General features: G+C 57.6%; 22 protein-coding genes. 17 read left to right on the forward strand and 5 right to left on the reverse strand.

Annotation, left to right across the window (positions count from 1 at the left end; all coding sequences use genetic code 11):
• Window positions 1–30 precede the first annotated feature (30 nt).
• Window positions 31–930, forward strand: a complete 900-nt coding sequence (locus tag AAE029_RS07450) for a GNAT family N-acetyltransferase (protein ID WP_371072191.1) — start codon at window positions 31–33, stop codon at window positions 928–930.
• A 132-nt stretch (window positions 931–1,062) separates the two neighbouring features.
• Here AAE029_RS07450 and AAE029_RS07455 read toward each other — a convergent pair whose 3' ends face one another.
• Window positions 1,063–1,380 (reverse strand): antibiotic biosynthesis monooxygenase, encoded by a 318-nt coding sequence (locus AAE029_RS07455; protein WP_371072192.1) that lies wholly within the window; start codon window positions 1,378–1,380, stop codon window positions 1,063–1,065.
• 427 nt (window positions 1,381–1,807) lie between these two features.
• Here AAE029_RS07455 and AAE029_RS07460 point away from each other — a divergent pair, with 427 nt between their 5' ends.
• From AAE029_RS07460 to def, 3 genes are all read left to right on the forward strand, one after another.
• The gene (locus AAE029_RS07460) at window positions 1,808–2,347 is read left to right on the forward strand and encodes an AraC family ligand binding domain-containing protein (protein ID WP_371072193.1); all 540 of its coding nucleotides are present in this window, start codon (window positions 1,808–1,810) and stop codon (window positions 2,345–2,347) included.
• Window positions 2,313–2,603 (forward strand): helix-turn-helix domain-containing protein, encoded by a 291-nt coding sequence (locus AAE029_RS07465; RefSeq protein ID WP_371072194.1) that lies wholly within the window; start codon window positions 2,313–2,315, stop codon window positions 2,601–2,603. Before AAE029_RS07460 ends, AAE029_RS07465 begins: the two co-directional genes overlap by 35 nt.
• Window positions 2,604–2,819: 216 nt before the next feature.
• Window positions 2,820–3,344: a peptide deformylase gene (gene def / locus AAE029_RS07470; protein ID WP_371072195.1), complete on the forward strand. Its 525-nt coding sequence runs from the start codon at window positions 2,820–2,822 to the stop codon at window positions 3,342–3,344.
• Between the two features lie 737 nt (window positions 3,345–4,081).
• Here the strand turns inward: def and AAE029_RS07475 are convergent.
• Both AAE029_RS07475 and AAE029_RS07480 read right to left on the reverse strand, forming a co-directional pair.
• A complete protein-coding gene (locus AAE029_RS07475) occupies window positions 4,082–5,212 on the reverse strand; it encodes a mandelate racemase/muconate lactonizing enzyme family protein (protein WP_371072196.1) in 1,131 nt (376 codons plus the stop codon).
• A gap of 2 nt (window positions 5,213–5,214) precedes the next feature.
• Entirely contained in the window at window positions 5,215–6,525 is a 1,311-nt protein-coding gene (locus tag AAE029_RS07480) for an MFS transporter (protein WP_371072197.1), read from the reverse strand.
• Between the two features lie 110 nt (window positions 6,526–6,635).
• On the opposite strand from AAE029_RS07480, the gene AAE029_RS07485 reads away from it, so the two are divergent.
• The 3 genes from AAE029_RS07485 to AAE029_RS07495 all read left to right on the forward strand — a co-directional run bounded on the left by AAE029_RS07485 (window position 6,636) and on the right by AAE029_RS07495 (window position 10,312).
• The gene (locus tag AAE029_RS07485) at window positions 6,636–7,556 is read left to right on the forward strand and encodes a LysR family transcriptional regulator (protein WP_371072198.1); all 921 of its coding nucleotides are present in this window, start codon (window positions 6,636–6,638) and stop codon (window positions 7,554–7,556) included.
• A gap of 441 nt (window positions 7,557–7,997) precedes the next feature.
• Window positions 7,998–8,861 (forward strand): IclR family transcriptional regulator, encoded by an 864-nt coding sequence (locus AAE029_RS07490; protein ID WP_371072199.1) that lies wholly within the window; start codon window positions 7,998–8,000, stop codon window positions 8,859–8,861.
• Between the two features lie 77 nt (window positions 8,862–8,938).
• The gene (locus AAE029_RS07495; protein ID WP_371072200.1) at window positions 8,939–10,312 is read left to right on the forward strand and encodes an MFS transporter; all 1,374 of its coding nucleotides are present in this window, start codon (window positions 8,939–8,941) and stop codon (window positions 10,310–10,312) included.
• A gap of 127 nt (window positions 10,313–10,439) precedes the next feature.
• Here the strand turns inward: AAE029_RS07495 and AAE029_RS07500 are convergent, their stop codons facing one another.
• Both AAE029_RS07500 and AAE029_RS07505 read right to left on the reverse strand, forming a co-directional pair.
• On the reverse strand, window positions 10,440–11,123 hold the full coding sequence (locus AAE029_RS07500; RefSeq protein ID WP_371072201.1) for a TetR/AcrR family transcriptional regulator: 684 nt from the start codon (window positions 11,121–11,123) through the stop codon (window positions 10,440–10,442).
• Window positions 11,124–11,329: 206 nt separating this feature from the next.
• Window positions 11,330–12,370, reverse strand: coding sequence for an amidohydrolase family protein (locus AAE029_RS07505; protein WP_371072495.1), 1,041 nt, complete (start codon window positions 12,368–12,370; stop codon window positions 11,330–11,332).
• Between the two features lie 271 nt (window positions 12,371–12,641).
• On the opposite strand from AAE029_RS07505, the gene AAE029_RS07510 reads away from it, so the two are divergent.
• From AAE029_RS07510 to AAE029_RS07555, 10 genes are all read left to right on the forward strand, one after another.
• On the forward strand, window positions 12,642–13,796 hold the full coding sequence (locus tag AAE029_RS07510) for a Gfo/Idh/MocA family protein (protein ID WP_371072202.1): 1,155 nt from the start codon (window positions 12,642–12,644) through the stop codon (window positions 13,794–13,796).
• A gap of 2 nt (window positions 13,797–13,798) precedes the next feature.
• Window positions 13,799–14,956, forward strand: a complete 1,158-nt coding sequence (locus tag AAE029_RS07515; RefSeq protein WP_371072203.1) for a dihydrodipicolinate synthase family protein — start codon at window positions 13,799–13,801, stop codon at window positions 14,954–14,956.
• A 4-nt stretch (window positions 14,957–14,960) separates the two neighbouring features.
• The gene (locus tag AAE029_RS07520; RefSeq protein WP_371072496.1) at window positions 14,961–15,776 is read left to right on the forward strand and encodes a sugar phosphate isomerase/epimerase family protein; all 816 of its coding nucleotides are present in this window, start codon (window positions 14,961–14,963) and stop codon (window positions 15,774–15,776) included.
• A 21-nt stretch (window positions 15,777–15,797) separates the two neighbouring features.
• Complete coding sequence (locus AAE029_RS07525; RefSeq protein ID WP_371072204.1) at window positions 15,798–17,372, forward strand: Re/Si-specific NAD(P)(+) transhydrogenase subunit alpha; 1,575 nt, start codon at window positions 15,798–15,800, stop codon at window positions 17,370–17,372.
• 19 nt (window positions 17,373–17,391) lie between these two features.
• Window positions 17,392–18,825: an NAD(P)(+) transhydrogenase (Re/Si-specific) subunit beta gene (locus AAE029_RS07530; protein ID WP_371072205.1), complete on the forward strand. Its 1,434-nt coding sequence runs from the start codon at window positions 17,392–17,394 to the stop codon at window positions 18,823–18,825.
• 29 nt (window positions 18,826–18,854) lie between these two features.
• Window positions 18,855–19,979: a DUF4147 domain-containing protein gene (locus AAE029_RS07535; protein ID WP_371072206.1), complete on the forward strand. Its 1,125-nt coding sequence runs from the start codon at window positions 18,855–18,857 to the stop codon at window positions 19,977–19,979.
• 41 nt (window positions 19,980–20,020) lie between these two features.
• Complete coding sequence (locus AAE029_RS07540) at window positions 20,021–20,674, forward strand: TetR/AcrR family transcriptional regulator (RefSeq protein WP_371072207.1); 654 nt, start codon at window positions 20,021–20,023, stop codon at window positions 20,672–20,674.
• A 382-nt stretch (window positions 20,675–21,056) separates the two neighbouring features.
• Window positions 21,057–21,839, forward strand: a complete 783-nt coding sequence (locus tag AAE029_RS07545) for an ABC transporter permease (RefSeq protein ID WP_371072208.1) — start codon at window positions 21,057–21,059, stop codon at window positions 21,837–21,839.
• 25 nt (window positions 21,840–21,864) lie between these two features.
• Complete coding sequence (locus AAE029_RS07550) at window positions 21,865–22,860, forward strand: ABC transporter substrate-binding protein (protein WP_371072209.1); 996 nt, start codon at window positions 21,865–21,867, stop codon at window positions 22,858–22,860.
• 39 nt (window positions 22,861–22,899) lie between these two features.
• Complete coding sequence (locus AAE029_RS07555) at window positions 22,900–23,694, forward strand: ABC transporter ATP-binding protein (protein ID WP_371072210.1); 795 nt, start codon at window positions 22,900–22,902, stop codon at window positions 23,692–23,694.
• Window positions 23,695–23,786 lie beyond the last annotated feature (92 nt).

The following is a 23,786-nucleotide window of genomic DNA, read 5'->3' on the forward strand; positions in this document are numbered from 1 at the left end:
GCGGCAGATCAGATGGCGGCTGGATCACGAATGGATACAGAAGTACCCGAGAGACTGCATGTCGATGCATTCGAAATGCGCTTTGCCGACATTAAGGATGTCGACCTGTCACAGCTTCAAGCTCTCTCGATGTCGGTGGGGTGGCCGCATCGATCGCAGGACTGGCAGCACCTGCGGGATGTCGGCCGCGGCTTTGTGGCGCTTGACGAAATCGGTAGAGTCTCCGGTTCGACCATGTGGTTCCCGCACGGGGAGAGTTTCGCCACATTCGGCATGCTGATTACCGCACCGCGGCTGCAAACGAACGGTACGGCCAAATGGCTCGTCAAACGGATGCTGGCTGAATGCCACCATGAAAGGTTCAGGCTGAATGCCACGAGAGCGGCGCGCCGGATGTGCGTAACTCTTGGATTTACGCCGAAACAAACGGTCTTTCAGTGTCAGGGCGAGGTTGTCGCCGTGCCCGAGATCGGCAGTCTCAAGCCGGGGCTTCAACTGAGGCGGCTCGAACGCGATGATCTAGATGCAGTCGTCGCTCTGGATGAGCCTGCTTTCGGTACACCGCGCCATCGGCATCTTCTGCGGCTGTTCGAGAGCTCTATCTGCTACGGTCTCTATGACGGCGACAGGCTTATGGCTTATTCCATGCGGCGCCGGTTTGGCCGAGGTTACGTCGTCGGCCCTGTCGTTGCCTATTGTGACGAAGGCGCAATTGCCGTCGTTCAGCCGCATGTCGCCGCGCATTTTGGCAGCTTTCTCCGGCTCGATACGCATTTCGACACAGGTCCATTCGCCGATTTCGTGCAGCAAAGCGGAATGTCTGTCTTTGACACCGTAACAACCATGGTTTCCTGCGAGGCGGCCGCCTATGGTAGCCCAAACATCGGTTCTCCGATAGTTTTCGCCCTTGCTTCGCAGTCTTTCGGATGATCGCGGAGTGGTGCCATCCAGACAAATCGCACTACGATTCCAAAGCCCAGTTCACGACAGCCTAGCGCGCTTGATTAGAAGATTAACATTACCGGCAATAAAGTAATCTCTCAGGAAAATAGAGGAGACACTCTATGCACCGTCCACGGAGTTGCAGACGATCTCGTAGTTCCTGGCGAATTCATCGAATGTGCTCAGCGCTGCCTGTCCTTCGGGTTCGACATGGGCGACTTCGGGATCGTCTCCTGAGAACGTCTTGATAGCTTCGATCGAGTCCCAAAGAGTTACGGCCACGAACTCAACCTCACCGTTCACGACGCGGCGCATCAGATACGCACCCTTGCTTCCCGCAATATTCTTGAGGTTCTGAACAACCTTGGTCGTGAAGTGGCGAGAGTATTCGTCTGCCTTTTCAGTCGTAGCTCGTGCGTGCCATGTTCGGGCGATCATGTCATTCTCCTGGCGATTGATTCAGTTTCGTAGCCTCCGCCGCGCTTCCCACTGTGGCAAGCATAGGGGAGGTATGCTCGGAGACCTTCCTGCTGACTTTGCGGTCAGACGAGCGCGCCTACAAGGTCGTGCCCCCAACTCCGCAAATGCCTCGTGCTGGAAGCGGCCTACGCAGCTTATTCTCCACCGATCTCGTCGCCACAGCCAGAGCCCTTGGAGAACGACAGGTTTGGGCCGGTAACCATTGTTCTGTACCTTGTGGTTCAGCGATGCGTATTGGCGAAAATTGTACCGAACTTCCCGTTCCCGCGGCGAATTGCAGGGTCGCCAGGCATTGAGCAAAGTATGTATGCTGCGGCATCGACGTGGAGATTCGTCATAACGGCGGATTCCCGAGGTGACGCGCCGAGATAAAAGGAATCGCGCGATGTATTGGTACAGCGATCGTGTTCCAGGTATGAGTCTCATGCACGCGGACTTCACAACGCACGACTATGCTCCACATATGCATGATGCTTTCGTTATCGCCATTACCGAGGCCGGTGGCGCTGAAGTAAGTAGTCGGCACGTCGTGGAGCCTGTCTGTCCTTCCGTTTTGTTCGTTTCCAATCCGCAAGAGCGACAGTCGGCACGCATGGGGCATAGCAAGCGGTGGCTCTACCGTTCCTTCTACCTCACCGAACAAGCCGCCACGCACATTGCTCGTCGTTTGCGTATCGAAACCGCGCCCTATTTCACGCGAAGCATGTTCGAGAATGCCGATTTGATCGCTCGGTTCAGCCGCCTGCATCGCACACTTGAGGTGGACGAGGACAGCGTGCGGACCGAGGAAGCTCTGATTGATGCCTTCAGCGAATTGTTCCTGCGTTATGGCAGCGGCGGGGCTCGGCCGGACCGGGCGCCAGGGGACGGCCGATCGGGTGATCGAGTTGATGCACGCACGACACGACGAACGTCTAGCTCTTGAGGAACTTGCGTGTGTCGCCGGCCTGACCAGCTTTCAACTCATAGATTTGTTCAAGCGTACTGTCGGGCTCACGCCGCACGCCTATTTGATCCAGTTCCGCCTAAGCGCCGCCCGCCGCCATCTCAAGCAGGGATATGCGCTGGCTGAGAGCGCACTGGCGGCGGGCTTTTGCGATCAAAGTGCGCTGACGAAGCATTTCAGGCGTAGCTACGGCATCACGCCACTGCAGTTCGCCGAAGCCGTCCGGGCGGGCTAGCTCCAGGAGTTCAGTTCGCTACCGCGCCGTGATCAAAACACCGGCGGCAGTCAGGTTCCGCTCAGAAATCTTGACCAATAATATACCGAGCGGGCGAGTGCGCCAAAGGTTCATACGCGGTGGTATGACGTATATCGGCAGATATCTCGCCTGCTGTAGCGGACGTAACGAGGCAATGCTAAGCTCGACCGTGACTCAGACCGAGACGTGAAAGCAATGCCGGACGCTCCTATTCTGCCCATAGATGATCCCTTGCTGTGCAGGCCATCTCTGCCGGTGGATGTCGTCAACGAAGCCGTCAAACGGTTGGCGGAGGAAATGTTCGCGATCATGGATCGTGAGCAGGGAGCGGGATTGGCTGCAGTGCAGATCGGAAAACCTTTGCGTCTTGTCGTGATCGACACACTAGACAGCCACAAGCAGCGTCACCGTCTTGCCATGATCAACGCTGAAATCATTAGCGTTTCCGAAGATCTGGTCATTGGTGAAGAAGGCTGCCTGTCAATGCCAGGCTACGGTATTCCTGTTCCGCGCTACCGCGAGGTCAACATATCCTATCGTGACCTCGATGGGCGAGACCACCATTTGCACGCGACGGGGCCGCTTGCGGTTTGCGTGCAGCACGAGGTTGACCATACAAACGGCGTCCTGTTCTTTGACCGGGTCTCGAGGCTGCGGCGTCAGCGCGCAAAAGATTATTTCCGCAAAGTTCGACGTCACCACGAAGTCCAACTATCCTAGGAAGCTCCAGAACATCCGCCGTCGACACGATCCCGGCCTTGACTTTCGGCAAAACCTCGATCCGCTGCAGATTGGGCTCGCCCATCGCAATCAGTCCTATCCGCAATCTCCCACATCATCAAATGGCAGTTTGGAAGGAAGCTCAGTACAGACTGGAAAATCGAAAACGACATTGCCTTTATTACGGAAATCGCGGGGGAGGCGCCTCTTATTCAAAGGGGAAGAGTCATGGAATTTAGAGAGGCGCAGATCATCAAGTATGATCTTCGGATACCCGTTCATTCGGACAATGCATGAGATGGAATATACAGCATAACCACCTATTATTTATTGCCTGAAGAGCAGACAACGACGGTCATGCTCATCCAAGAGGACGACAGAAGCGGAGAGACATTCTATCCGCCGTTGAAAAACATACTCCGAGAGGTTCGACGGGTTGCTGAGGATTACACCACGGATCGCGCATAGAAAATCGCATGTGGTCGGAGGCCCTGCACCGCGGACATCCTCACAGGAAGAATGAGCCGTTCAGCGTGACCCTGGTAAGCTCGCTGCTAGTGCGAGCGCACCGGCGCTCAGCACCGTGACATTTGGCCGACACGCCAGCTCGATCCGGTCGCGGAATCAGGCTATGGCGAAGCCCACGTCTTCCGTGCCGCCGCCGATAGACCGTCAAGAGTACCTTCACGCGCACGATAGAGCATTCCGATGGTGGTATTTGCTAAGTTGGACTTCCCTTATGCAACCCGCCTGCATTCAACGATGTAACGCTCAAGTTCCTCGCCGTTGATTTCGATACCCAAACCTGGTCCGTCAGGAAGATGCACGGCGCCACTCACATCAAGCTGAGGCCTACCAGCCAAATCGAGCAACGGGTTCGGGCCCACGTCGAATTCCAGGTAGGGAAACGCCCCACGCCCGCCGCCCCGATGTTCAGGAAGCGTCGAAACGAGATGCAGGGCCGCGTGAAAATTGACAGCGCTACCCCAAACATGTGGGATGAGCGGGCGATCGTAAATATCCGCCAGCATGCTCACTCTCGAGACACCCGTCAGGCCGCCGCAGATCGCTATATCGGGCTGGAGAATGTCGATACATCCATCCTGCAGCAGAGGAAGGAAGGTTGAAGCCTTGGTAAATGTCTCTCCGCCGGCTATCGACACATCGATGTGATTGGCCGCCAGGCGATACCCCGCAATGTCGCCTGGTTTCGTTGGTTCTTCGATCCACAACAGATTGGCCTCGTCCATAAGCGCGGCTGTGGCGATGGCGCGGCGTGCGGAGCACGACTGGTTGAAATCGACCATAAGATCACAGTCTGATCCAATCTGCCGCCTGGCGGCGAGTACTGCTACGGCATCGTCGTCGATGTTGAAGCCGCTTCGCAGTTTTACCGCCCTAAACCCTTCGGCGAGATAGCCATCAATCTCTCTCTCGAAGTCGCGGTACGGGTGGCCACCAGGCTTGAAGAAGGGGCCACTGGCATAGGCCCGAACTTTGCTGCGTTTAGCACCGCCGAGCAGGGTTGAGAGCGGGATTCCATGGGCACGTGCCGCCAAGTCGTGCAGAGCCATGTCGAGCGCCGAAATTCCCGCAGCCGCGGTCTCGCCTTCGACTGTCCGGCACATGTCATGCCATAGTGATAGAACATGGGTGGGATCCTTGCCCAGGATATGTTTTGCCAGCTGGAACTCGATGACGGCCGCCGCGGTCTGAGGCGATAGCCACGCTTCGCCCCAACCCTTGAGATCACCGGCGACAACCTCAACCAGCAGCGTCTCCCTCTTCGGAAACGAGACAAGCGCGTTGCCGATGGGCTCCGGCAGCACGGCTGCCAGATGATAGAGACGAATTTCATTAATCTTCATTTTTACGCCTTTGCTGCAACGCCGCCTCGATCGTGGCGCGCGAGAAGCTCCCTCATGGTGTACCCGAGAACCAATATCGCCACTGCGGTTGTCACCATGACGGCTGCGAGGAAGAGCAGCGCACCCTGAAACCCGCCCGTGGCATCGCGCACCCAGCCGATAATGGATGGACCGAAGAACCCTCCTGTACTGCCGACGGAGTTGATAAGTGCGATGCCCGCAGCCGCCGCCACTCCAGTCAGCAGTGTCGACGGGAATGTCCAGATGGTCGGAGACGCTCCGCCGATGCCAGCGGCGCCAATCGTAAGACCGATGACTGCAATGATCGGATTGATCGACAATGCGGCGATCAGAAAGCCGACGGCACTGGCGATGAATGGTCCGGCAGTATGCCATACCCGCTCACCGGTTCGGTCGGAATGGCGACCTACGAGGATCATGGCAATCGCCATGAAAGCGGGCGGGATCGCTGCAACAAAACTTGTCTGGAGGTTAGAAAGACCAAATTGCTTGATGAACTGAGGCATCCAGATCGCGATGCCAGTCGTACCCATGACAAGTCCCACGGCGATCAGGCACATCAGCAGGACTCTCCGATCGACAAGCGCTCGCACAACCGAGAAGTGCTCGGTTGCTTCTTGATTTAGGCTATCTTCATCGAGCTGTTTCGTGAGCCAGAGGCGTTCATCGTTTGTCAGAAAATCTGCGGTTTTCGGCGACTCCGGTAGCCTAAAGAAGACGACGAAGCCCATGACAATTGCAGGCAGTGCTTCGATCAGAAACATCCACTGCCAGCCGTGCAGGCCCGCGACGCCCTCGAAATGGTCTATGATCAGTCCCGATAAAGGAGCGCCGATGACGGATGCGAGAGGAACCGCAACGTTGAAAAGAGCAAAGGTTGATCCCCGATAGGCGCGTGGGAACCAAAGCGTGATGTAAAAGATGATGCCGGGGAAGAACCCCGCCTCGGCCGCGCCCAGCAAAATCCGCACGATATAGAAGCTCGCCGGAGACCAGACGAATGCCGTGAGAGCGGATAGTATGCCCCAGCTGATCAGGATACGAGCGATCCAGACACGCGCGCCAACCCTGGCAAGCATCAGGTTGCTCGGCAGTTCGCATAAGACGTAACCTAAGAAGAATATACCGGCACCGAATCCAAACACGGATGCGCTGAACCCAAGATCTGCGTTCATGGTGAGAGCCGCGAAGCCGATGTTCACGCGATCAAGAAACGCCGCAAGGTAGCAAAGCAGCAGGATTGGTATGACCCTCTTGCGTGCCTTTGTGATGATGTCGCTGCCGTCACCCATGAAATTGCTCCTCCCCAAAGCTTGAACTGATTTCCTCTTGCCCTGTTAGCTACATTGACAATCGTGATCAAATTTGATGTTTAAAGATTCTGATATAGGAATTTTAAATATTGCGTATCACGCTTGCTCAGATCGAAGCGTTTTACTGGACCGCGCAGCTCGGTTCCGTGCAAAAGGCGGCTGGGCAGCTCAACCTCGCCCAACCCACGGTCTCCCTCAGGCTTAAAGAGCTGAACGCGTCACTGGGCGTTGAACTGTTTCAACGAACGAGTCGCGGCTTGGAAATGACCGTCCAAGGCCGCGATCTTCTACCGCGGGCCAAAATGATCATGGCGGAGATGCGCGGAATCCAGGAGCAGGAGTTCGATCCGAAAGTCGTTGGTCCTTTGCGGGTCGGTCTAGCGGAAGGATTTGCAGTTACATGTCTTGCACCGCTGCTTGCCGGCCTGTCAGAAGATTATCCCGGGCTGGAGCCGGAATGGATCGTCTCCACGAGCACGACGCTCGAGACGCTGCTGGTTGAAAATAGGCTGGACGTCGCAGTCCTGCTCAATCCCTTGGGCAATGAAAAGCTGGAATTACGCCCGCTTGGGCCACAGCCTACACGATGGGTCGCTCCAACGGCATGGAGCCTCCACGGAACTGTCACGCCAAAACTACTCGCCGACAAGCCGATCATCTCGAATCCGCCCCCATCGGCTATGTATCGCCAAGTCACTCATTGGTTTGCGCTCGCTGGCCTGAAACCCGCCAGGATAATCATCTGCAACAGCGTCGCTGTCATCGCCGAACTGGTGTCGGCTGGGCTCGGGGCCGGAATATTGCCGACACCAATGGCAAAGCGCTACGCGGCGGCCGGTACAATCCATTTCTTGACCTGTGCACCGGAGATCGAAAACGGACGACTTTTCGTGGGATTTCGGACCGACATAAGCGATTTGAAGATTTCGGCATTCGAAAAGACAACACAGCGCGTACTTGCGGAGAGCGGCTATCTGTCCATTGTGCCGGAAAGAAGCCTCGACAGGTAAGAGCCGTCTGCCATTTTGTCGACCGTGAACTTCGCTCGGATCGCCGGTGGAAAGGCGAGCACTGATCTTTCCCGACCGCCTTGACCACAATACGCGCTATGGCAGAGACGACCGCAAGCCTCCTGCGGTCTTAGGACTCAACGCGGTTATCTTTCAGAAGAAGATCTGGCGGGGTCAAGCGTCTTGGTGGAGTCCCATAACGAGGGTGATTTCTTCAGTTCAATGTATCGAGCAGACCCGCCAGGCGATCGGACATGGACTGACCAATTGGTGCGGACCTCGCAGCGCGCGTGCTTTGGCGAAACTCGGAGCCATTTTCTGACCCGAGCGCAGTTGTTCATATTTCACCATTTGGAGAATTGACATTGGCCTGCCCTCGGCTATGCTTTTTTGTGCGCGAAAACTTTTTCGCATTCCGAAACTTTGGGATGGAACAGGATCTTGTCAGTATCTTCAAAGGGTGGAAGAGGCCGCTCGGCAACGTCGATCGACCTGCGCGCCGCTCCAGATCCGGAGCAGTTGCGCAGCACGGTGCAATCGTTGGCGAAGGGCTTTCGTGTTTTGGAGGCTTTCGCGCCCGAACGAGAAGAGTTGACCTTAAGCGAAGTCGCGTTGACGTCCAGGCTGGATCCAGGAACCACGTACCGGATGCTGAATACGCTTGTCGATCTTGGTTATGTTGAACGCATCGAACAAACCAAGCGTTTTCGATTGACCCTTAAGGTTCTCGATTTAGGATTCAACGCGATCGCACATCAGGATCTTCGATCGGTCGTTCGCCCCGTATTGCGCCGGCTTGTAAATGACGTTAGCGAAGCTGTGAGCTTTGGCGTACTGGATGGCGCCGAGGTCCTCTATATCGAACGTGTTCGCGCAGGCGTCACCCGCCTTGGTGTCGACATAAGGCTCGGCACCACCGTTCCCGCACATCAGAGCGTCATTGGCCATAGCATTTTGGCATTCCTCCCGGACGAGGAGCTTCGACGACTTGCGGCACTCCCGCAACGCCAGAGCATCGCCGCTCTTCGGCCTACGCAATGGAGCGACATCGGCCCGTCCTTGGACGAGATCAGGCGAGACGGTTACGCATTGCGTCCCTCAACCCTCAGCGAGGGCCTGCGGATACTCGCCGTTCCGGTCCTCGATGTCGATGGGTTCGCGATGGGTGCACTGAGTGTCGCGTCGCCGGCGGGGCGTATGTCGGAACAGGAATTTGCCAAGCTCGCACTGGAGCCGGTGACGGCGGCCGCCAAAGGCATTGCGCGGGCCATGGAGGCGTCGGGTACCGTAAGCGCCAGTTTCTAGGTTGTAACCGACATCGTCGTCGACAGGAGACGGTTCACACGAACCCGGGAGACGATTGTCACGTCAGGGAGGCATGGATGGAGCAATCCGTCAACGCAGCACAGCTGCATTCAGTGGGATCAATTACCGCACGGCTGGAAAGACTGCCCATCACGAGGCGTCTGGCAATGATCCGCATCGTCATCGGCATCGCAACGTTCTTTGATGCCTACACGGTCCTGGCAATCGCTTTCGCGATGCCGGTTCTCGTGAAGGAATGGCAGCTTACTCCAAGCCAGATCGGAATGATCATTTCAGCCGGTTACGTGGGGCAACTCATCGGGGCCGTTTTCTTCGGCTGCCTCGCCGAGCGGATTGGCCGGCTGAGGGTGCTGATGCTGACGATCACGCTCTTTGTCAGCATGGACATCGCTTGTCTCTTCGCAGGCGGCCCAGTCTGGATGATCCTATTCCGCATTTTTCAAGGGATTGGAACGGGTGGCGAGGTTCCAGTCGCCAGCGCCTATGTCAATGAGATGGTTGGCGCCAAAAAAAGAGGCCGTTTCTTCCTGTTATATGAAGTGATCTTCCCAATCGGGCTGATGTTCGCTGGGATCGTCGGTTATTTCATTGTGCCAGTCTATGGATGGAGAGCAATGTTTGCCGTCGGTCTCGTCCCCGCAGTCATTATGATCCCCCTGCGGTTCCTTATGCCGGAATCGCCGCGTTGGCTCGCTTCACGCGGACGGTTTGTCGAGGCAGATGCGATCGTTTCTGCTTTCGAACAGTCAGCAACCAACAGGGGCGTGAACCTTCCCGACCCGCAGCCCGTCGCCAACACAGCAAAGCCGGTTGCAACCGACTGGAAGGAAATGTTCGGCAGCTTCTACCGCAGACGTACGCTTATGCTGTGGTCACTCTGGTTCTGTGTCTATCTCGTCATCAATGGCATGATCACCTGGATGCCGACGCTTTACCGCGAAACCTTCGGCCTCCCTCTGTCGGCCAGCCTCGGATTCGGCTTTATCACCTCGGCTTGCGGCGTTGCGGCTTCGATCATCTGCGCGCTTCTTATCGACCGTGTTGGCCGGAAGACCTGGTACTCCTGGGCGTTTGCGATCGCCGTGCTGCCGCTTGCCGGCCTGGCGGTCACCGGCGCCGACACGGCAAAACACGTCCTTGTGTTCGTGTCGCTCGGCTACGCGATCGCTCAGACGATCGCATTCTCACTCTATCTCTACACAGCCGAGCTTTATCCGACGCGCCTGCGTGCCCTGGGCGTTGGGTGCGGCAGCGCCTGGCTGCGTCTCGGTTCATCCACTGGGCCGCTGATCGTTGGGGTACTGGCCACACCTCATGGAGTTGGATCGGTCTTCGCGGTCTTCGGAGGGGTTCTTGCCCTTGGAGCAGTGATTACCTGGCTGTTTGCGATTGAAACGGCAGGCAAATCGCTCGAAAGCCTGTCACCGTAAGATGCCTGTGTTCTCCAGCCCAGCCTGGCGACCAACGCGGACTATGCTACGCTGCAATGTGGAGGGTGATGGACAACTCCTTGCCATCACCCTCGTCCGAGAAATTACCATTGAACCTGCGGACAGGTCATTGAGCGGTATCAATCTGGTTCACGCTAACATAGCTGAGGACTAGCTCTTTTATGTGCTTGAGGCGATCCTGTTTCGCTTTCGCGGCGAACAGGTTCCTGCCGAAGACGGCCGACAGCGTATAGTTGTTGGAGAGATAAAAGTAGGAGAGCGAGGCGATCGAGATATAAAGCTGAACGGGGTCGATGCCTAGCTTGAACGTTCCCTCTTCGACGCCGCGTTTCAATATCTGGTCAAGCAGGGCCACCAGTGGCGAATTGAGGTTACGGATATTAGGGAGGCCGCTGATGTGCCGCGCGCGATGGAGATTTTCGCTGTTCAGCAGGGTGATGAAATCGGGATTCGCCAGATAATATTCCCAGGTAAACTCCGTCAGCCTGCAGATGGCTTGCGAGGGAGTCATCTCGGAGAGATTGAGCGCCGACTCCGCGCGTCGAATCTTCGCGTAGGTTTCCGCGAGGACCTCGGTATACAGGGTCTCCTTGTTTTTGAAGTAGTAGAAGATCAGCTTCTTGTCGAGATTGGCTTTTTCGGCAATGCGCGCCATGCGCGCGCCACCTAACCCAAATTCGGCAAATTCGGACCGCGCCACTTCGAGAAGGAGTTTCTTCGATCGATCGGCGTCCCTGGATTTTGTCGTCAGATCGGGCGGGACTGCTTCTTCCAGTTCGAGGCCTTTCACTTTCCGACGCGCCATGCAGCCATCCTTTTCCTTCGGGCAAGGTTCGGCCGCGCCAGGTGTGGCAACCGAACCCAAAACGACCGTCTAATGCGTTAAGTCGTTGAGTTGGGCGCCACTATAGACAAGCGTTCATACCGCGGCCAGCCTTCTCAAGAAGATATCCATCGCAAGCAATGTTTCGAGCAGGCCGCGGTTCAGGCGAATCTTCAAAACTGCGACGTGAAATCCACCTGGGCCAGCTTGTTGATGTTCTTGTTTGCGATGATTACCACGTCTTCCGCCGATAGGCCGGCCTCAGAGAAGGAGCGGATCGTTTCTCGGATGAGATAGGTTCCGCCTTCAGCGTCAAACGGAAAGTCCGTGGCAAAAAAGACCCGCTCTTTTCCAAAGAAATCCAGGCCACAAGACAGGGCGCCGGCGGCCCCGGACAGCGACGTATCTCCAAAGAACGCTTTGAAATAATCAATGACGGGCCGCTTGAGGTCCTTAGGCAGCAGATGAGCGTCCGAAGGAGGTGTCCTGGATCCCATTTCGAGTCCAAGTCCTTGTGCAATGCGGCCTGAGAAGAACGGGATCATGCCACCCATATGGTGGGTAAGGATTCGAAGATGGGGATGACTGTCAAAAAGCCCGGAGAGCGCCAAGCGTGACATGGCGACTGTCGATTCGTATGGCCACCCGAAACACCACCAGATCTCGAACTTCGATTTTTCCTCGGTGGGATAATCCGGAACAGGTCCTTTGATCGGATGAAGCCATACGGGCCGTCCGGCGGCGGCGATCGCATCCCAGATACCCTGGAACTTCTCGTGGTCGAGCGGAGCGCCGCGCACGTGCGTGGGAAGCTGAAACCCGATCGCCCCAATTTCAATCGCACGTTCGATCTCATGTTGTGCCGCCTGTTCGCTTTCCATCGACAGGCCTGCCACAAAATAGGGAAAACGATCAGGATGCGCGCGTACCAGCTCGGCGAGCCCATCGTTCATCAGCTGAGCGAGGGAGGCGGCCTTTTCCGGTTCGGCGATTTCGTCGAACGCCGGCATAGAGGGGGTGAGAACCTGTTGGTAGCCCGCGAACTTGTCCATGAGCCGAAATCGTTCATCAAGATCGAACAGAGGCTTGAGCGACATCCAACGCTTCAATGGGCCAGACATGCTCGAGACAGATTGAATGACCTCGAAATAGGCGGGGGGGAAGATATGGGTCCAGCCGTCGATCAACGGTGTTTGGCTGGCCTGTTTCAGCATATCTGACACTTGTAACTTCCTCCTCGAGAACACTGATTTCTCTCATTGGCCGCTAATCCGCCACAGCGCGTGCTCCGCGGTACGACAACGTTGTTCCTAAACGCATCGAGGAACAAGCGATTTACCGAATAATTCACCAGATGATGAACTGTCAATCTCGTCGGTCTCGACATTCTGCGCAATCGAAAATAATTCTCCATATGGTGAAGTAGATCCTTGACCATCAATATTACCAACTGGTAGGTAATATCAATCAGAAAGGGAGGCTAACATGGCCAACAATAGAGCTATCGGTATCGTGATGCACGGCGTGACCGGCAGAATGGGGATGAATCAGCACCTCATTCGTTCGGTCCTCGCCATCAGGAATCAGGGCGGAGTCGTTCTGTCCGACGGCAGCCGCATAGTCCCAGATCCGATCATCATCGGTCGCGACGGCGCCAAGATCGAAAGGCTTGCAAAGTCTCACAACGTTACCCGCTGGTCGACGGACCTCGACGGCGCTCTGGCCGATCCATACAACGAGATCTTTTTCGACGCCGCCTCGACCAAGCTTCGTCCGAGCTTGCTTCGCAAGGCGATCGATGCCGGAAAGCACGTCTATTGCGAGAAGCCGATTTCCGAAGGTCTTGAGGAGGCGATCGACATCGCCCGCTACGCAGAGTCGAAGGGCGTCAAGAACGGCATCGTTCATGACAAGCTTGATCTACCCGGCCTGGTAAAGTTAAAGCGACTGCGCGACAGCGGCTTTTTCGGCAAGATTCTCTCGGTCAAGGGAGAGTTCGGCTACTGGGTCTTCGAGGGCGATTACCTGCCGGCTCAGCGGCCGAGCTGGAATTATCGCGCGGAAGATGGCGGCGGCATGGTGTCGGACATGCTTTGCCATTGGCGCTACGTCCTCGACAACGTCATCGCTCCCGTCAGATCCGTCAGCTGCACGACTGCGATACATATTGACAAGCGCTGGGATGAGGCCGGCAAGGAATACAGGGCGACTGCCGACGACGCAGCCTACGCGACCTTCCTGCTGGAGGGCGATATTGTGGCCCACATCAATTCGAGCTGGTGCACCCGCGTTCGCCGCGATGATCTCGTTACCTTCCAGATCGACGGCACGCACGGTTCGGCCGTTGCTGGGCTTCACAAGTGCTACAGCCAGCATCGGGTGAATACACCAAAGCCGGTCTGGAATCCCGACGTGCCGCAGCCGTTGAACTTCTACGAGTCCTGGGAGGAGGTACCGGACAATGTTCCGCTTGATAACGGGTTCAAGGTTCAGTGGGAGCAGTTCCTTCGCCACGTTCTGGAAGGTGCTCCATGGCGTTACACGCTTGCCGAAGGGGCTAAGGGCGTTCAACTCGCGGAAGCCGGATACAAGAGCGCCCGAGAGCGCCGCTGGATCGACCTCGAAGACCTGGGGCTTTGAACATGACTTCGGTTGTCCTTCCTACAAAAGATGGTGGGCTTGAGACTTTTGATATCGGGCCTCCCATGGTGGCAACCCAGGGCGTCGAATGGAACCGCACGGCCTACGCGGCAGCACATGTCGTCGTAAATCCCTATGCCGACACCGATCCGTGGCTTGATTGCTCTGTCGACTGGGATCGCACGCTGGCGTTCCGCGAACATCTCTGGTCCAAGGGCTTCGGCGTCGCCGAAGCCATGGACACCGCCCAGCGCGGCATGGGTATGGATTGGCCGACGTCGCTCGAAGTGATCCAGCGGAGCGTCTCGCTCGCGAGGTCGGGCGGTCATCTGATCGCCTGTGGTGCCGGAACCGATCACCTTGCCGCATCTGATGCGGTGACGCTCGACGAAGTCATCGCCGCCTACGAGCAGCAGTGCGAGGCGGTCGAGGCGGCTGGCGGACGCATCATTCTCATGGCTTCCCGGGCACTTGCGAAGGTCGCGAAGTCCCCGGACGACTACCACAAGGTCTACGGTCGGATACTGGGCTCCCTAAAGGAGCCCGCCATCCTTCACTGGCTCGGCGAAATGTTCGATCCGGCGCTCGACGGCTACTGGGGCGATCCGGACCACATGGCCGCGATGGAGACCTGCCTCGGCGTGATCGCCGAGAATGCTTCCAAGATCGACGGGATCAAGATTTCGCTGCTTTCGGCGGAGAAGGAAATCGCCATGCGGCGGCGGCTGCCCGAAGATGTTCGGATGTATACCGGCGATGACTTCAACTATCCGGAACTCATCGCCGGGGACGAGCACGGCTACAGCCACGCCCTTCTTGGAATATTCGATCCGATCGCTACCGCAGCGGCGCAGGCGCTCAGCGCGCTGAACAAGGGGGACAAGGCGACTTACCGTGCCGCATTTGGTCCGACGGTTCCGTTGTCCCGGCACATCTTCAAGGCTCCGACCCGCTTCTACAAGACCGGCGTGGTGTTCATGGCGTACCTGAATGGGCATCAGGATCACTTTACGATGCTGGGCGGCCAGCAGAGCACGCGGTCTGCTCAGCACCTTGGCGACATCGTGCGTCTCGCAAGCAAAGCCGGTCTCTTTGATGACCCTGATCGGGCAGCTGTACGCGCGGCTCGGGTGATGGCGGTCCATGGAATTGGAGTGTGACATGGTGACTGCACAACAGCTTTCCCTCAACACGGCGACCGTCAGGGCGCAGTGGGATCTTCGCCAGGCTATCGAGGGCTGCGCCCGTCACGGCTTCGGCGGAATTTCGCCGTGGCGTGACAAACTCGACGAGATGGGCGCGAGCACGGCCGCCAAGCTGATCCGCGACGCGGGCCTTTCTGTATCAGGCCTTTGCCGAGGAGGATGGTACACGATCGCCGACCCGCTCGACCAGCAAGCCATCGACGACAACAAGAAGGCCATCGACGACGCTGCGACCATCGGCGCTGAGTGCTTGGTCATGGTCGTCGGCGGCATCGTACCGGGCTCGAAAGATATTGCGAGCGCACGGAAGATCGTGGAGGAAGGTCTGGCCCGGTCTCTGGAATATGCCCGCAGCTGCGGCATCAAGATCGCGATCGAGCCGCTGCACCCGATGTATGCGGCGGATCGGGCCTGCGTGAATACTATGCGACAGGCTCTCGACGTCTGCGATCGCCTTGGTCCAGGCATCGGCGTGGCCGTAGACGTCTATCATGTCTGGTGGGATCCGGAAGTCGAGGCACAAATCGACAGGGCCGGCCCTGAGCGGCTTATGGCGTTTCATATCTGCGACTGGCTTGTTCCCACGAACGATCTGCTGCTCGATCGCGGCATGATGGGAGACGGTGTGATCGATATCGCCAGGCTGCGGTCACGCGTAGTGGCCAACGGCTTCTCTGGCCTGAATGAGGTCGAAATCTTTTCTGTCAACAATTGGTGGAAGCGCGATCCCGACGAAGTGATGCGAACCATCATTGAACGGGCAGCCAACTGTTAATACGCCGCGGGGGGGAAGGGAATGAGGATCGGGACTCCTAGGGAGGGTGCCGCCGGTGAAGCGCGTGTTGCGCTGACGCCGGAAAGCGCCGGGCAGCTGCACAAGCTCGGATATGAATGCGTGCTGGAGGCCGGTGCAGGCCAGGCGGCTGGGTTCTCGGATGACGCTTATCGTACCGCAGGCGTCACGGTCGTTGCCGACACGAAGACGTTGTATGAAGCGTCCGACGTGATCGTGAAGGTCCGACCTCCGAGTGCGGCGGAGGCGAGCTATCTCGCCTCCGCACAGACATTGATCTCCTTCTTCTATCCGGCGCAGAACGCAGACCTGCTTGAGGTTTGCCGGGCATCCGGTGCGAGCGTGATCGCCATGGACATGGTGCCGCGGATTTCGCGCGCCCAGAAGATGGATGCACTCTCATCCATGGCCAACATCGCCGGCTATCGCGCAGTCATTGAGGCCGGCAACAATTTCGGCCGCTTCTTCACCGGCCAGGTGACGGCCGCCGGCAAGGTACCGCCGGCGAAGGTGCTGGTCATCGGCGCGGGGGTTGCCGGCCTTGCGGCGATCGGCGTCGCCACCTCGCTCGGCGCCCAGACCTATGCCTTCGACGTGCGTCCGGAGGTCGCCGAGCAGATCGAGAGCATGGGCGCGCAGTTCGTCTATCTCGATTTCGACGGCGATCAGCAGGCCGGCGCCGCCACCGGAGGCTATGCCGTTCCCTCCTCGCCGGAATTCCGCGAGAAGCAGCTTGCGAAGTTCCGGTCACTGGCACCCGAGATGGACATCGTCATCACCACGGCGCTGATCCCCGGCCGCGATGCCCCGAAGCTTTGGCTTGCCGACATGGTGGCGGCGATGAAGCCGGGCTCGGTGGTGGTCGATCTTGCCGCCGAACGCGGCGGCAACTGCGACCTGACGGTCGCCGACCAGCGCATCGTCTCCGACAATGGCGTGATCATCATCGGCTATACGGATTTCCCGAGCCGCATGGCCGCGCAGTCGTCCGCCCTTTACGCCACCAACATCCGCCACATGCTGACCGACCTGACGCCCCGCAAGGACGGCAGGATCGTCCACAACATGGAGGATGACGTCATTCGCGGCGCGACCGTGACGAAGGATGGGGAGATCACCTATCCGCCGCCGCCGCCGAAGATCGCGGCGATTGCCGCGCAGAAGCCGAAGGAAAAGGCGAAGGAGCCGACGCCGGAGGAGAAGCGCGCCGCCGCTGCTGCCGCCTGGAAGGCGCAGACCCGGAACCAGCTCGCCCTTCTCGCCGCGGCCACGGCCCTGCTGCTGATCGCCGGTGCCTATGCGCCGTCCGCCTTCATGAGCCACGTCATCGTCTTCGTGCTCGCCTGTTTCGTGGGCTTCCAGGTCATCTGGAACGTCTCGCATTCGCTGCACACACCGCTGATGGCCGTAACCAACGCCGTCTCCGGCATCGTCATTCTTGGTGCGTTGTTGCAGATCGGCTCTGCCAATGGGGTGGTTGTGGTGCTGGCGGCGCTCTCGGTGCTGATCGCCACGATCAACATCGTCGGCGGTTTCTTCGTGACGCAGCGCATGCTTGCCATGTTCCAGAAGTCGTGATCGAGCAGGGGTAATCAACATGACGATCGGTATTGTTTCGGCCGCTTATCTCGCGGCAGCTGTTCTCTTCATCCTGTCGCTCGGCGGGCTTTCGGGACAAGAAAGCGCCAAGCGCGCCGTCTGGTACGGCATTGTCGGCATGGGTTTTGCCGTGGTCGCTACGATCTTCGGACCTGATGTCGGCAACTGGCTCATCATCGTGCTGATGATCGCGGGCGGCGCGGTGCTCGGGACATACGTCGCGGCCCGCGTGCAGATGACCGAGATGCCGCAGCTCGTGGCCGCACTACACTCCTTCGTCGGCCTTGCCGCCGTCTTCATCGGCTTTAACACCCATATCGAGGCGGCGCATGTCGCGGGTCTGGATGAAGCCTTCCGCGCCGCGCTCACCGGCTTTGCCGCGATCCTCGCCCATAAGGAACCGATGGAATTGTCGATCATGAAGGTCGAGGCCTTCCTCGGCATCTTCATCGGAGCCGTTACCTTCACCGGCTCGGTCATCGCCTTCGGCAAGCTCGCCGGCAAGGTGGACGGCAAGGCGAAGAAGCTGCCGGGCGGACATATCCTCAATGCCGGCGCGGCGCTGCTCTCGGTTGTCCTGCTCGTGCTCTACGTCAACGGCGCCGACATCTGGACGCTCGTCCTCATGACGCTTGCCGCCTTCTTCATCGGCTATCACCTAATCATGGGGATCGGCGGGGCCGACATGCCGGTGGTGGTCTCGATGCTGAACTCCTATTCCGGCTGGGCGGCCGCCGCGATCGGCTTCACGCTCGGCAACGATCTTCTGATCATCACCGGCGCGCTGGTCGGCTCGTCGGGCGCGATCCTCTCCTACATCATGTGCAAGGCGATGAACCGTTCGTTCATCTCGGTCATCCTCGGCGGCTTCGGCGCGACCAGCGGTCCGCAGATGGAGATCATCGGCGAGCAGATCGCCATCGATGCCGACGGCGTGGCGTCCGCGCTCAACGAGGCCGACAGCGTCATCATCGTACCAGGCTACGGCATGGCCGTCGCTCAAGCCCAGCAATCCGTTTCCGAATTGACCCGCAAGCTCCGTGCCGCCGGCAAGCAAGTGCGCTTCGCCATCCACCCGGTCGCCGGCCGGCTGCCGGGCCACATGAACGTGCTGCTCGCCGAGGCCAAGGTGCCCTATGACATCGTGCTCGAGATGGACGAGATCAACGACGACTTCCACGAAACCGACGTCGTTATCGTCATCGGCTCCAACGACATCGTCAATCCGGCCGCCCAGGACGATCCGAACTCGCCGATAGCAGGCATGCCGGTGCTCGAAGTCTGGAAAGCCAAGCAGGTCTTTGTCTCCAAGCGTGGCCAGGGCACAGGCTATTCCGGCATCGAAAATCCGCTCTTCTTCAAGGAAAACACCCGCATGTTCTATGGGGACGCCAAAAACAGCGTGACAGCTCTCTTGCCAAAACTGGCTTGAGAAGCATGAGGCTGTTCGAGGACCCGCTGATGTCGATGCAAAATGCCAAGGACTTGCTGAAGCTGCTTCTCCAACGAAGCCTCGAGAAGGTTTCCGGGGTAAGCATCGTTACGCGAGAGCTCGCCGACAATCCTCGGATCTCGCCGACTCGGATCATTGCAATCGGCAAAGCCGCCGTTTCTATGTACGAAGGCTGCCAGGACCGGTTCTCCGACGTACCCGGCTTTGTCGTAACGAAAGTCGGACACGGCGCGATCTCCAGCCAGAATGCTGAGTTTCTCGAATCCGCACACCCTGTGCCGGATAACAGCTCTCTTTATGCTGGTGAGCGGCTCGTATCGTGGTTGTCCGATGCCCAGGTCGACGACCGCCTGTTGCTGTTGATTTCCGGTGGAGCATCCTCTTTGGTCGAAAAGCTGCGACCCGGCATGTCATTGAATGACCTGCGAGCTTGGACATCGGCAGCATTGGCGGACGGCAGCCCGATCGAAGCCATCAATGCCAAACGTGTCGAACTCTCCGAAATCAAGGGCGGAAAGCTCTTGAGCACTTTCGTCGGCTCCGACGTGGATGTGCTGGCAATATCCGATGTTGTATCAGATGGTATCGACCTGATTGGCTCAGGACTTGCCCATCGCGGCGCCTTCAGGGGACGTTACACGTCGAAGGTACTGACTTCGAACAGATCCCTCAGGCAAGAACTGGCGCAGGGGGCGAATTTCTTCGGGTTCAAGGTTCGGGCCAACGAAGAGAACATGTCCGCTCCGCTAGAGGAGGTGGTTCAGCGACTTCTCGCGCAGACGGCACAGGGGGAACCTGGAATCTACATCTTTGGCGGCGAGCCTACGCTTACGCTGCCTGAAGCTCCTGGAATTGGAGGAAGAGCCCAGGCAATGGCACTTCATCTGGCCAGATCGATAAGCGGACGGCGCGAATACACGATCATGATCGCGGGATCGGATGGAAGCGACGGAGTATCCGAGGCGGCGGGCGCGATTGTCGACGGAGAGACGTTCGGTCGTCTTCCCGGCGGCGAGGAGTATATTCTCCGCGCCGACTCCGGCACATTTTTCCACAAAACGGGAGAGGCTCTATATACAGGTCCGACTGGGACAAATGTCGCTGATGTGGCAGTAGTGCTCAAGCACGCATGACATTCGCTTCCACGCCAATCTGCAACCGGGTGACCCGCCTGATGAGAAAACGAACAGCCAGCTCCGCCGTCGGCCACCAAAGAGATGCGCAAGCCTCTCGGGCCGCGATTTTGAAGGCGGCGCTGAATGAGTTTTCAGAGATGGGCTATGATGGCTCGAGGGTCGACAGGATCGCCCAGAGCGCTGGTGTCAGCAAGCCACTTCTATATGATTATTTCGGCGACAAGGAAGAGCTCTACAGGCACGTTCTTCGAGAAGCTTATCTTCAGATCCGAACGGCCGAACAGGAACTCGATCTTTTATCTTTCTCACCGCAGGACGCCGTTGAAGTGCTCGTGAAATTCACGATCGAGCACTTTCACAAGAACCCTTGGTTTATCCGATTGCTAAACACGGAAAATCTTCGAAAAGGCTCGACGGTCCAAACGATCGAAGACCGGCAACTCATCCAGTCGAACCTTTTGGACAAAGTCGCTGCTATCCTCACGAAAGGCAACGAGACCGGCATTTTCCTTCGACGGGTTAAGCCATTCGACCTCTATCTCATCATTGCGTCTCTCTGCTATTTTCCGGTATCGAACCGGCACACCCTTGAAGGTGTTTTCGGCTACGAATTCGGGCGCGAGAGCCTTATCGCCCACGCAGAACGATCCGCCCAGATGATCGTGGCCTGGCTCAAGACGCCGGACGCGTAAGCCGGCTTTTACATACCTTAGTCTTTCTGCGTACCTGCAATTATGCCGGTCGAGCAACTGCGTCTGTGTCGAGACCTACAAGTGACCGCGACGCATAATTTTATGAGACGATCTCCTTGACTTCGAACCCGTAATTCGCCATTAATTCCCTAGATGGTGAATTGCTGGAGGTCATCGTCGGCGCACGTCGCACTTAGTATGCGTAAGCGCGCTTTTTTGAGCGGGAGGATGTGACGCTCAAAGGCAAGGAGAATCAAGCGGACCGATCCTTTCAGTCTTTGCACCTTCCTTGAAGACGTCGCGAAACACTCCATTGGAAATTCGAAGGAGGAGATTGCATGCATCACAAACTGCTTACGAAAGCCGGGGAGGGGAGGGTCTGATGCGACTGTCGATCAATTCCCCGCTTTTGCGACCGATCTTGCTTGTCGTGGTGCTGGTGGTCGTCTGGGATCTGATGATCCGCATTTTCGCCATTCCTGCCTATCTCATCCCGACGCCCGTCGATGTCGCCGTGCAGATGTATGAGCAGTGGCCGATGTTGCTCTCCGAGACGATACCGACGTTGCAGGCGACCGTGGGTGGCTTCCTGTTATCTGTGATCGTTGGCGTGCCACTGGCGATGTTGATCGCCTATTCCAAGACCGTGGAAAGTTACCTTTATCCGCTCCTTGTGTTTTCGCAGAGCATTCCCAAGGTGGCCATTGCGCCTCTTTTTGTCGTGTGGTTCGGGTTTGGAATCTTCCCCAAGATCATCGTCGCCTTTTTGCTCGGGTTCTTTCCTGTCGTTGTTTCGACCGTCATGGGCTTCAAGTCGCTGGAGGCTGATCTGATCGACCTTGCGAAATCGATGGGAAGCACGCGCCTGAAGATGTTCTACAAGATTAGTCTACCGAACGCGTTGCCAGCCATTTTTTCGAGCATGAAGGTGTCGATCACCCTCTGTGTCGTTGGCGCCGTGGTCGGGGAGTTTGTCGGCTCAAATTCCGGGATCGGCTATGTCCTGCAGCGCGCTAACGGCAATTTCGATCTGCCATTGATGTTCTCCGCCCTGATCATCCTGTCGCTGATGGGCGTGGTGCTGTTCGTCATCATCGACCTGATCGAGAAGCTCATGCTGCCTTGGCATATTTCCAACCGCATTAACGCAGCGAACGCGCATTGACGGCGCAAAAAGAGGAGGAAAAAAGATGAATTTTGCAAAGCTTCTTACGAGGTGCGCGCTCTCGGCCGCGCTTGTTTTGGCAGCCGGGAGCGCGGCGCTAGCTCAACAGACGGAGAAGGCAACTCTGATGTTGAACTGGTATGCTACCGGCCTTCACTCGCCCCTGATCCTCGGCCAACAGAAAGGCTTCTTCAAGGAGGAAGGCGTCGAGCTTGAGATTCAGGAGGGCCGCGGATCCGGTCCTACCGTCCAGGCCGTAGCAGCCAACAACGTGACGATCGGATTTGCCGATTTGACAACGATGATGGCGCTGGCTTCCAAGGGCGCTCCAGTCATTTCGATCGGATCGGCGCTGCAGCGCAGTCCTTTCGCGGTGATCAGTCTCAAGGAAAAGGGCATTGACACACCCGAGAAGGTCAAGGGCCTTACCATCGCTACGACGGCAGGGGATTCTCCGTCCCAGTCGTGGCCGCTCTTCCTCGAGAAGAACGGATTGAAGAATTCTGATTTCAAGACCGTCAGTGGCGATGCGAAGACAAAGGTGAATGCAGTCATCACCGGTCAGGCGGACGCGCTGCTCGGCTTTGCGACCGACCAGGGTAGCCAAATCGAGGCAGCAACGGGCAAGCCAATCACCAACATGTTGTTTGCGGATTTCGGCGTTAACAGCATTGGCTCGTCCTTCATCGTGAATATGCAAACAGTCGAGTCCAATCCTGAACTGCTGCGAAAGTTCATGCGCGCTGCGACCCGTTCTTTTGAATATGCCACGCAGCATCCCGATGAGGCTGTTGACGCCGTTCGCAGCACCTATCCGAACGCGGGCAACAAGGAGAGCCTGATGACCGGCTTGAAGATCGCAATCCCGCTCTTCAAGTCGAAAGAGACGGAAACCCTGCGTCCGCTCCGGGTTACCAAGACACAGGTGGAAGAGACGGTCGCCACCATGATCGCGATCGGAATCCTTAAGGCCTCCGACAATGACGCGTCGAAATACTACACCGATGCATTTCTTCCGTGAGGCCCGACGATGAGATCCGTACGCATTTCCGAGGACCCCATGATAGATGATGCTGCAAGGCTGCAAGACAGGGCCAACCTTATCCAGCTGAACAAGGTCACGAAGAAGTTCGGCGCCTTCGAAGCTTTGCGGCCCATAGATCTTTCGATCAGAGACGGAGAGTTTGTTTCAGTGGTCGGACCGTCTGGTTGCGGCAAAAGTACATTGCTGCGATTGGTGGCCGGCTTGGCGCCAATCACTGAGGGTGAACTTCTGCTGGCGGGGAATCGGATTGCCGGGCCACAGACGGACGTCGGTATCGTGTTCCAGGGCGCAGTGCTTCTGGCTTGGCGCACTATCATCAATAACATCCTTCTTCAGGCGGAAATGCGTAGCATGAACAAGGCGGAGGCCCGTCAGCGGGCCGAAGCCCTGATTGCCATGGCTGGACTGAAGGGTTTCGAAAACAAGTATCCTTGGCAGCTTTCCGGCGGCATGCAGCAACGTGCATCGATCTGCCGCGCCCTGCTGCACGACCCCAAGGTGCTGCTGATGGATGAACCCTTCGGCGCTCTCGACGCAATGACTCGAGAGAAGATGAATGTCGAGTTGCAGCGCATCTGGCTTGAATCGAAGAAAACGGTCCTTCTTATTACCCATAGCATTCCGGAAGCGGTCTACCTTTCCGATCGGGTTGTCGTGATGAGCGAGCGGCCGGGGTCGATCGCAGCGATTTACGACATTAAGTTGCCTCGTCCCCGCGATCTCAGCGTGATGGCGTCTCCAGAATTTGCCTCTTACACTCGCACCATTCGGCAGCACTTTTACGCGCAGGGGTCTCTGGACGACCATTGAAGCGATTTCGACTAGATCGCCGGTGACGACAACTGCAGAACGACTGATGTCGCGGCAATTGGCTGCCGCGACCTGAAGCTTACCCGTATACG

This window comes from Sinorhizobium sp. CB7 (assembly GCF_041357635.1).
GTDB lineage: Bacteria > Pseudomonadota > Alphaproteobacteria > Rhizobiales > Rhizobiaceae > Rhizobium.

Bases quoted from the DNA above. Each gene is read 5' to 3' on its own strand.
- AAE029_RS07460 (WP_371072193.1), top strand. From the start codon at position 1,808: ATGTATTGGTACAGCGATCGTGTTCCAGGTATGAGTCTCATGCACGCG.
- AAE029_RS07540 (WP_371072207.1), top strand. From the start codon at position 20,021: ATGAGAAAACGAACAGCCAGCTCCGCCGTCGGCCACCAAAGAGATGCG.
- AAE029_RS07515 (WP_371072203.1), top strand. From the start codon at position 13,799: ATGACTTCGGTTGTCCTTCCTACAAAAGATGGTGGGCTTGAGACTTTT.
- AAE029_RS07475 (WP_371072196.1), bottom strand. From the start codon at position 5,212: ATGAAGATTAATGAAATTCGTCTCTATCATCTGGCAGCCGTGCTGCCG.
- AAE029_RS07535 (WP_371072206.1), top strand. From the start codon at position 18,855: ATGTCGATGCAAAATGCCAAGGACTTGCTGAAGCTGCTTCTCCAACGA.
- AAE029_RS07505 (WP_371072495.1), bottom strand. From the start codon at position 12,370: ATGCTGAAACAGGCCAGCCAAACACCGTTGATCGACGGCTGGACCCAT.
- AAE029_RS07530 (WP_371072205.1), top strand. From the start codon at position 17,392: ATGACGATCGGTATTGTTTCGGCCGCTTATCTCGCGGCAGCTGTTCTC.
- AAE029_RS07510 (WP_371072202.1), top strand. From the start codon at position 12,642: ATGGCCAACAATAGAGCTATCGGTATCGTGATGCACGGCGTGACCGGC.
- def (WP_371072195.1), top strand. From the start codon at position 2,820: ATGCCGGACGCTCCTATTCTGCCCATAGATGATCCCTTGCTGTGCAGG.
- AAE029_RS07465 (WP_371072194.1), top strand. From the start codon at position 2,313: ATGCACGCACGACACGACGAACGTCTAGCTCTTGAGGAACTTGCGTGT.
- AAE029_RS07545 (WP_371072208.1), top strand. From the start codon at position 21,057: ATGCGACTGTCGATCAATTCCCCGCTTTTGCGACCGATCTTGCTTGTC.
- AAE029_RS07495 (WP_371072200.1), top strand. From the start codon at position 8,939: ATGGAGCAATCCGTCAACGCAGCACAGCTGCATTCAGTGGGATCAATT.
- AAE029_RS07455 (WP_371072192.1), bottom strand. From the start codon at position 1,380: ATGATCGCCCGAACATGGCACGCACGAGCTACGACTGAAAAGGCAGAC.
- AAE029_RS07555 (WP_371072210.1), top strand. From the start codon at position 22,900: ATGATAGATGATGCTGCAAGGCTGCAAGACAGGGCCAACCTTATCCAG.
- AAE029_RS07525 (WP_371072204.1), top strand. From the start codon at position 15,798: ATGAGGATCGGGACTCCTAGGGAGGGTGCCGCCGGTGAAGCGCGTGTT.
- AAE029_RS07550 (WP_371072209.1), top strand. From the start codon at position 21,865: ATGAATTTTGCAAAGCTTCTTACGAGGTGCGCGCTCTCGGCCGCGCTT.
- AAE029_RS07480 (WP_371072197.1), bottom strand. From the start codon at position 6,525: ATGGGTGACGGCAGCGACATCATCACAAAGGCACGCAAGAGGGTCATA.
- AAE029_RS07450 (WP_371072191.1), top strand. From the start codon at position 31: ATGGATACAGAAGTACCCGAGAGACTGCATGTCGATGCATTCGAAATG.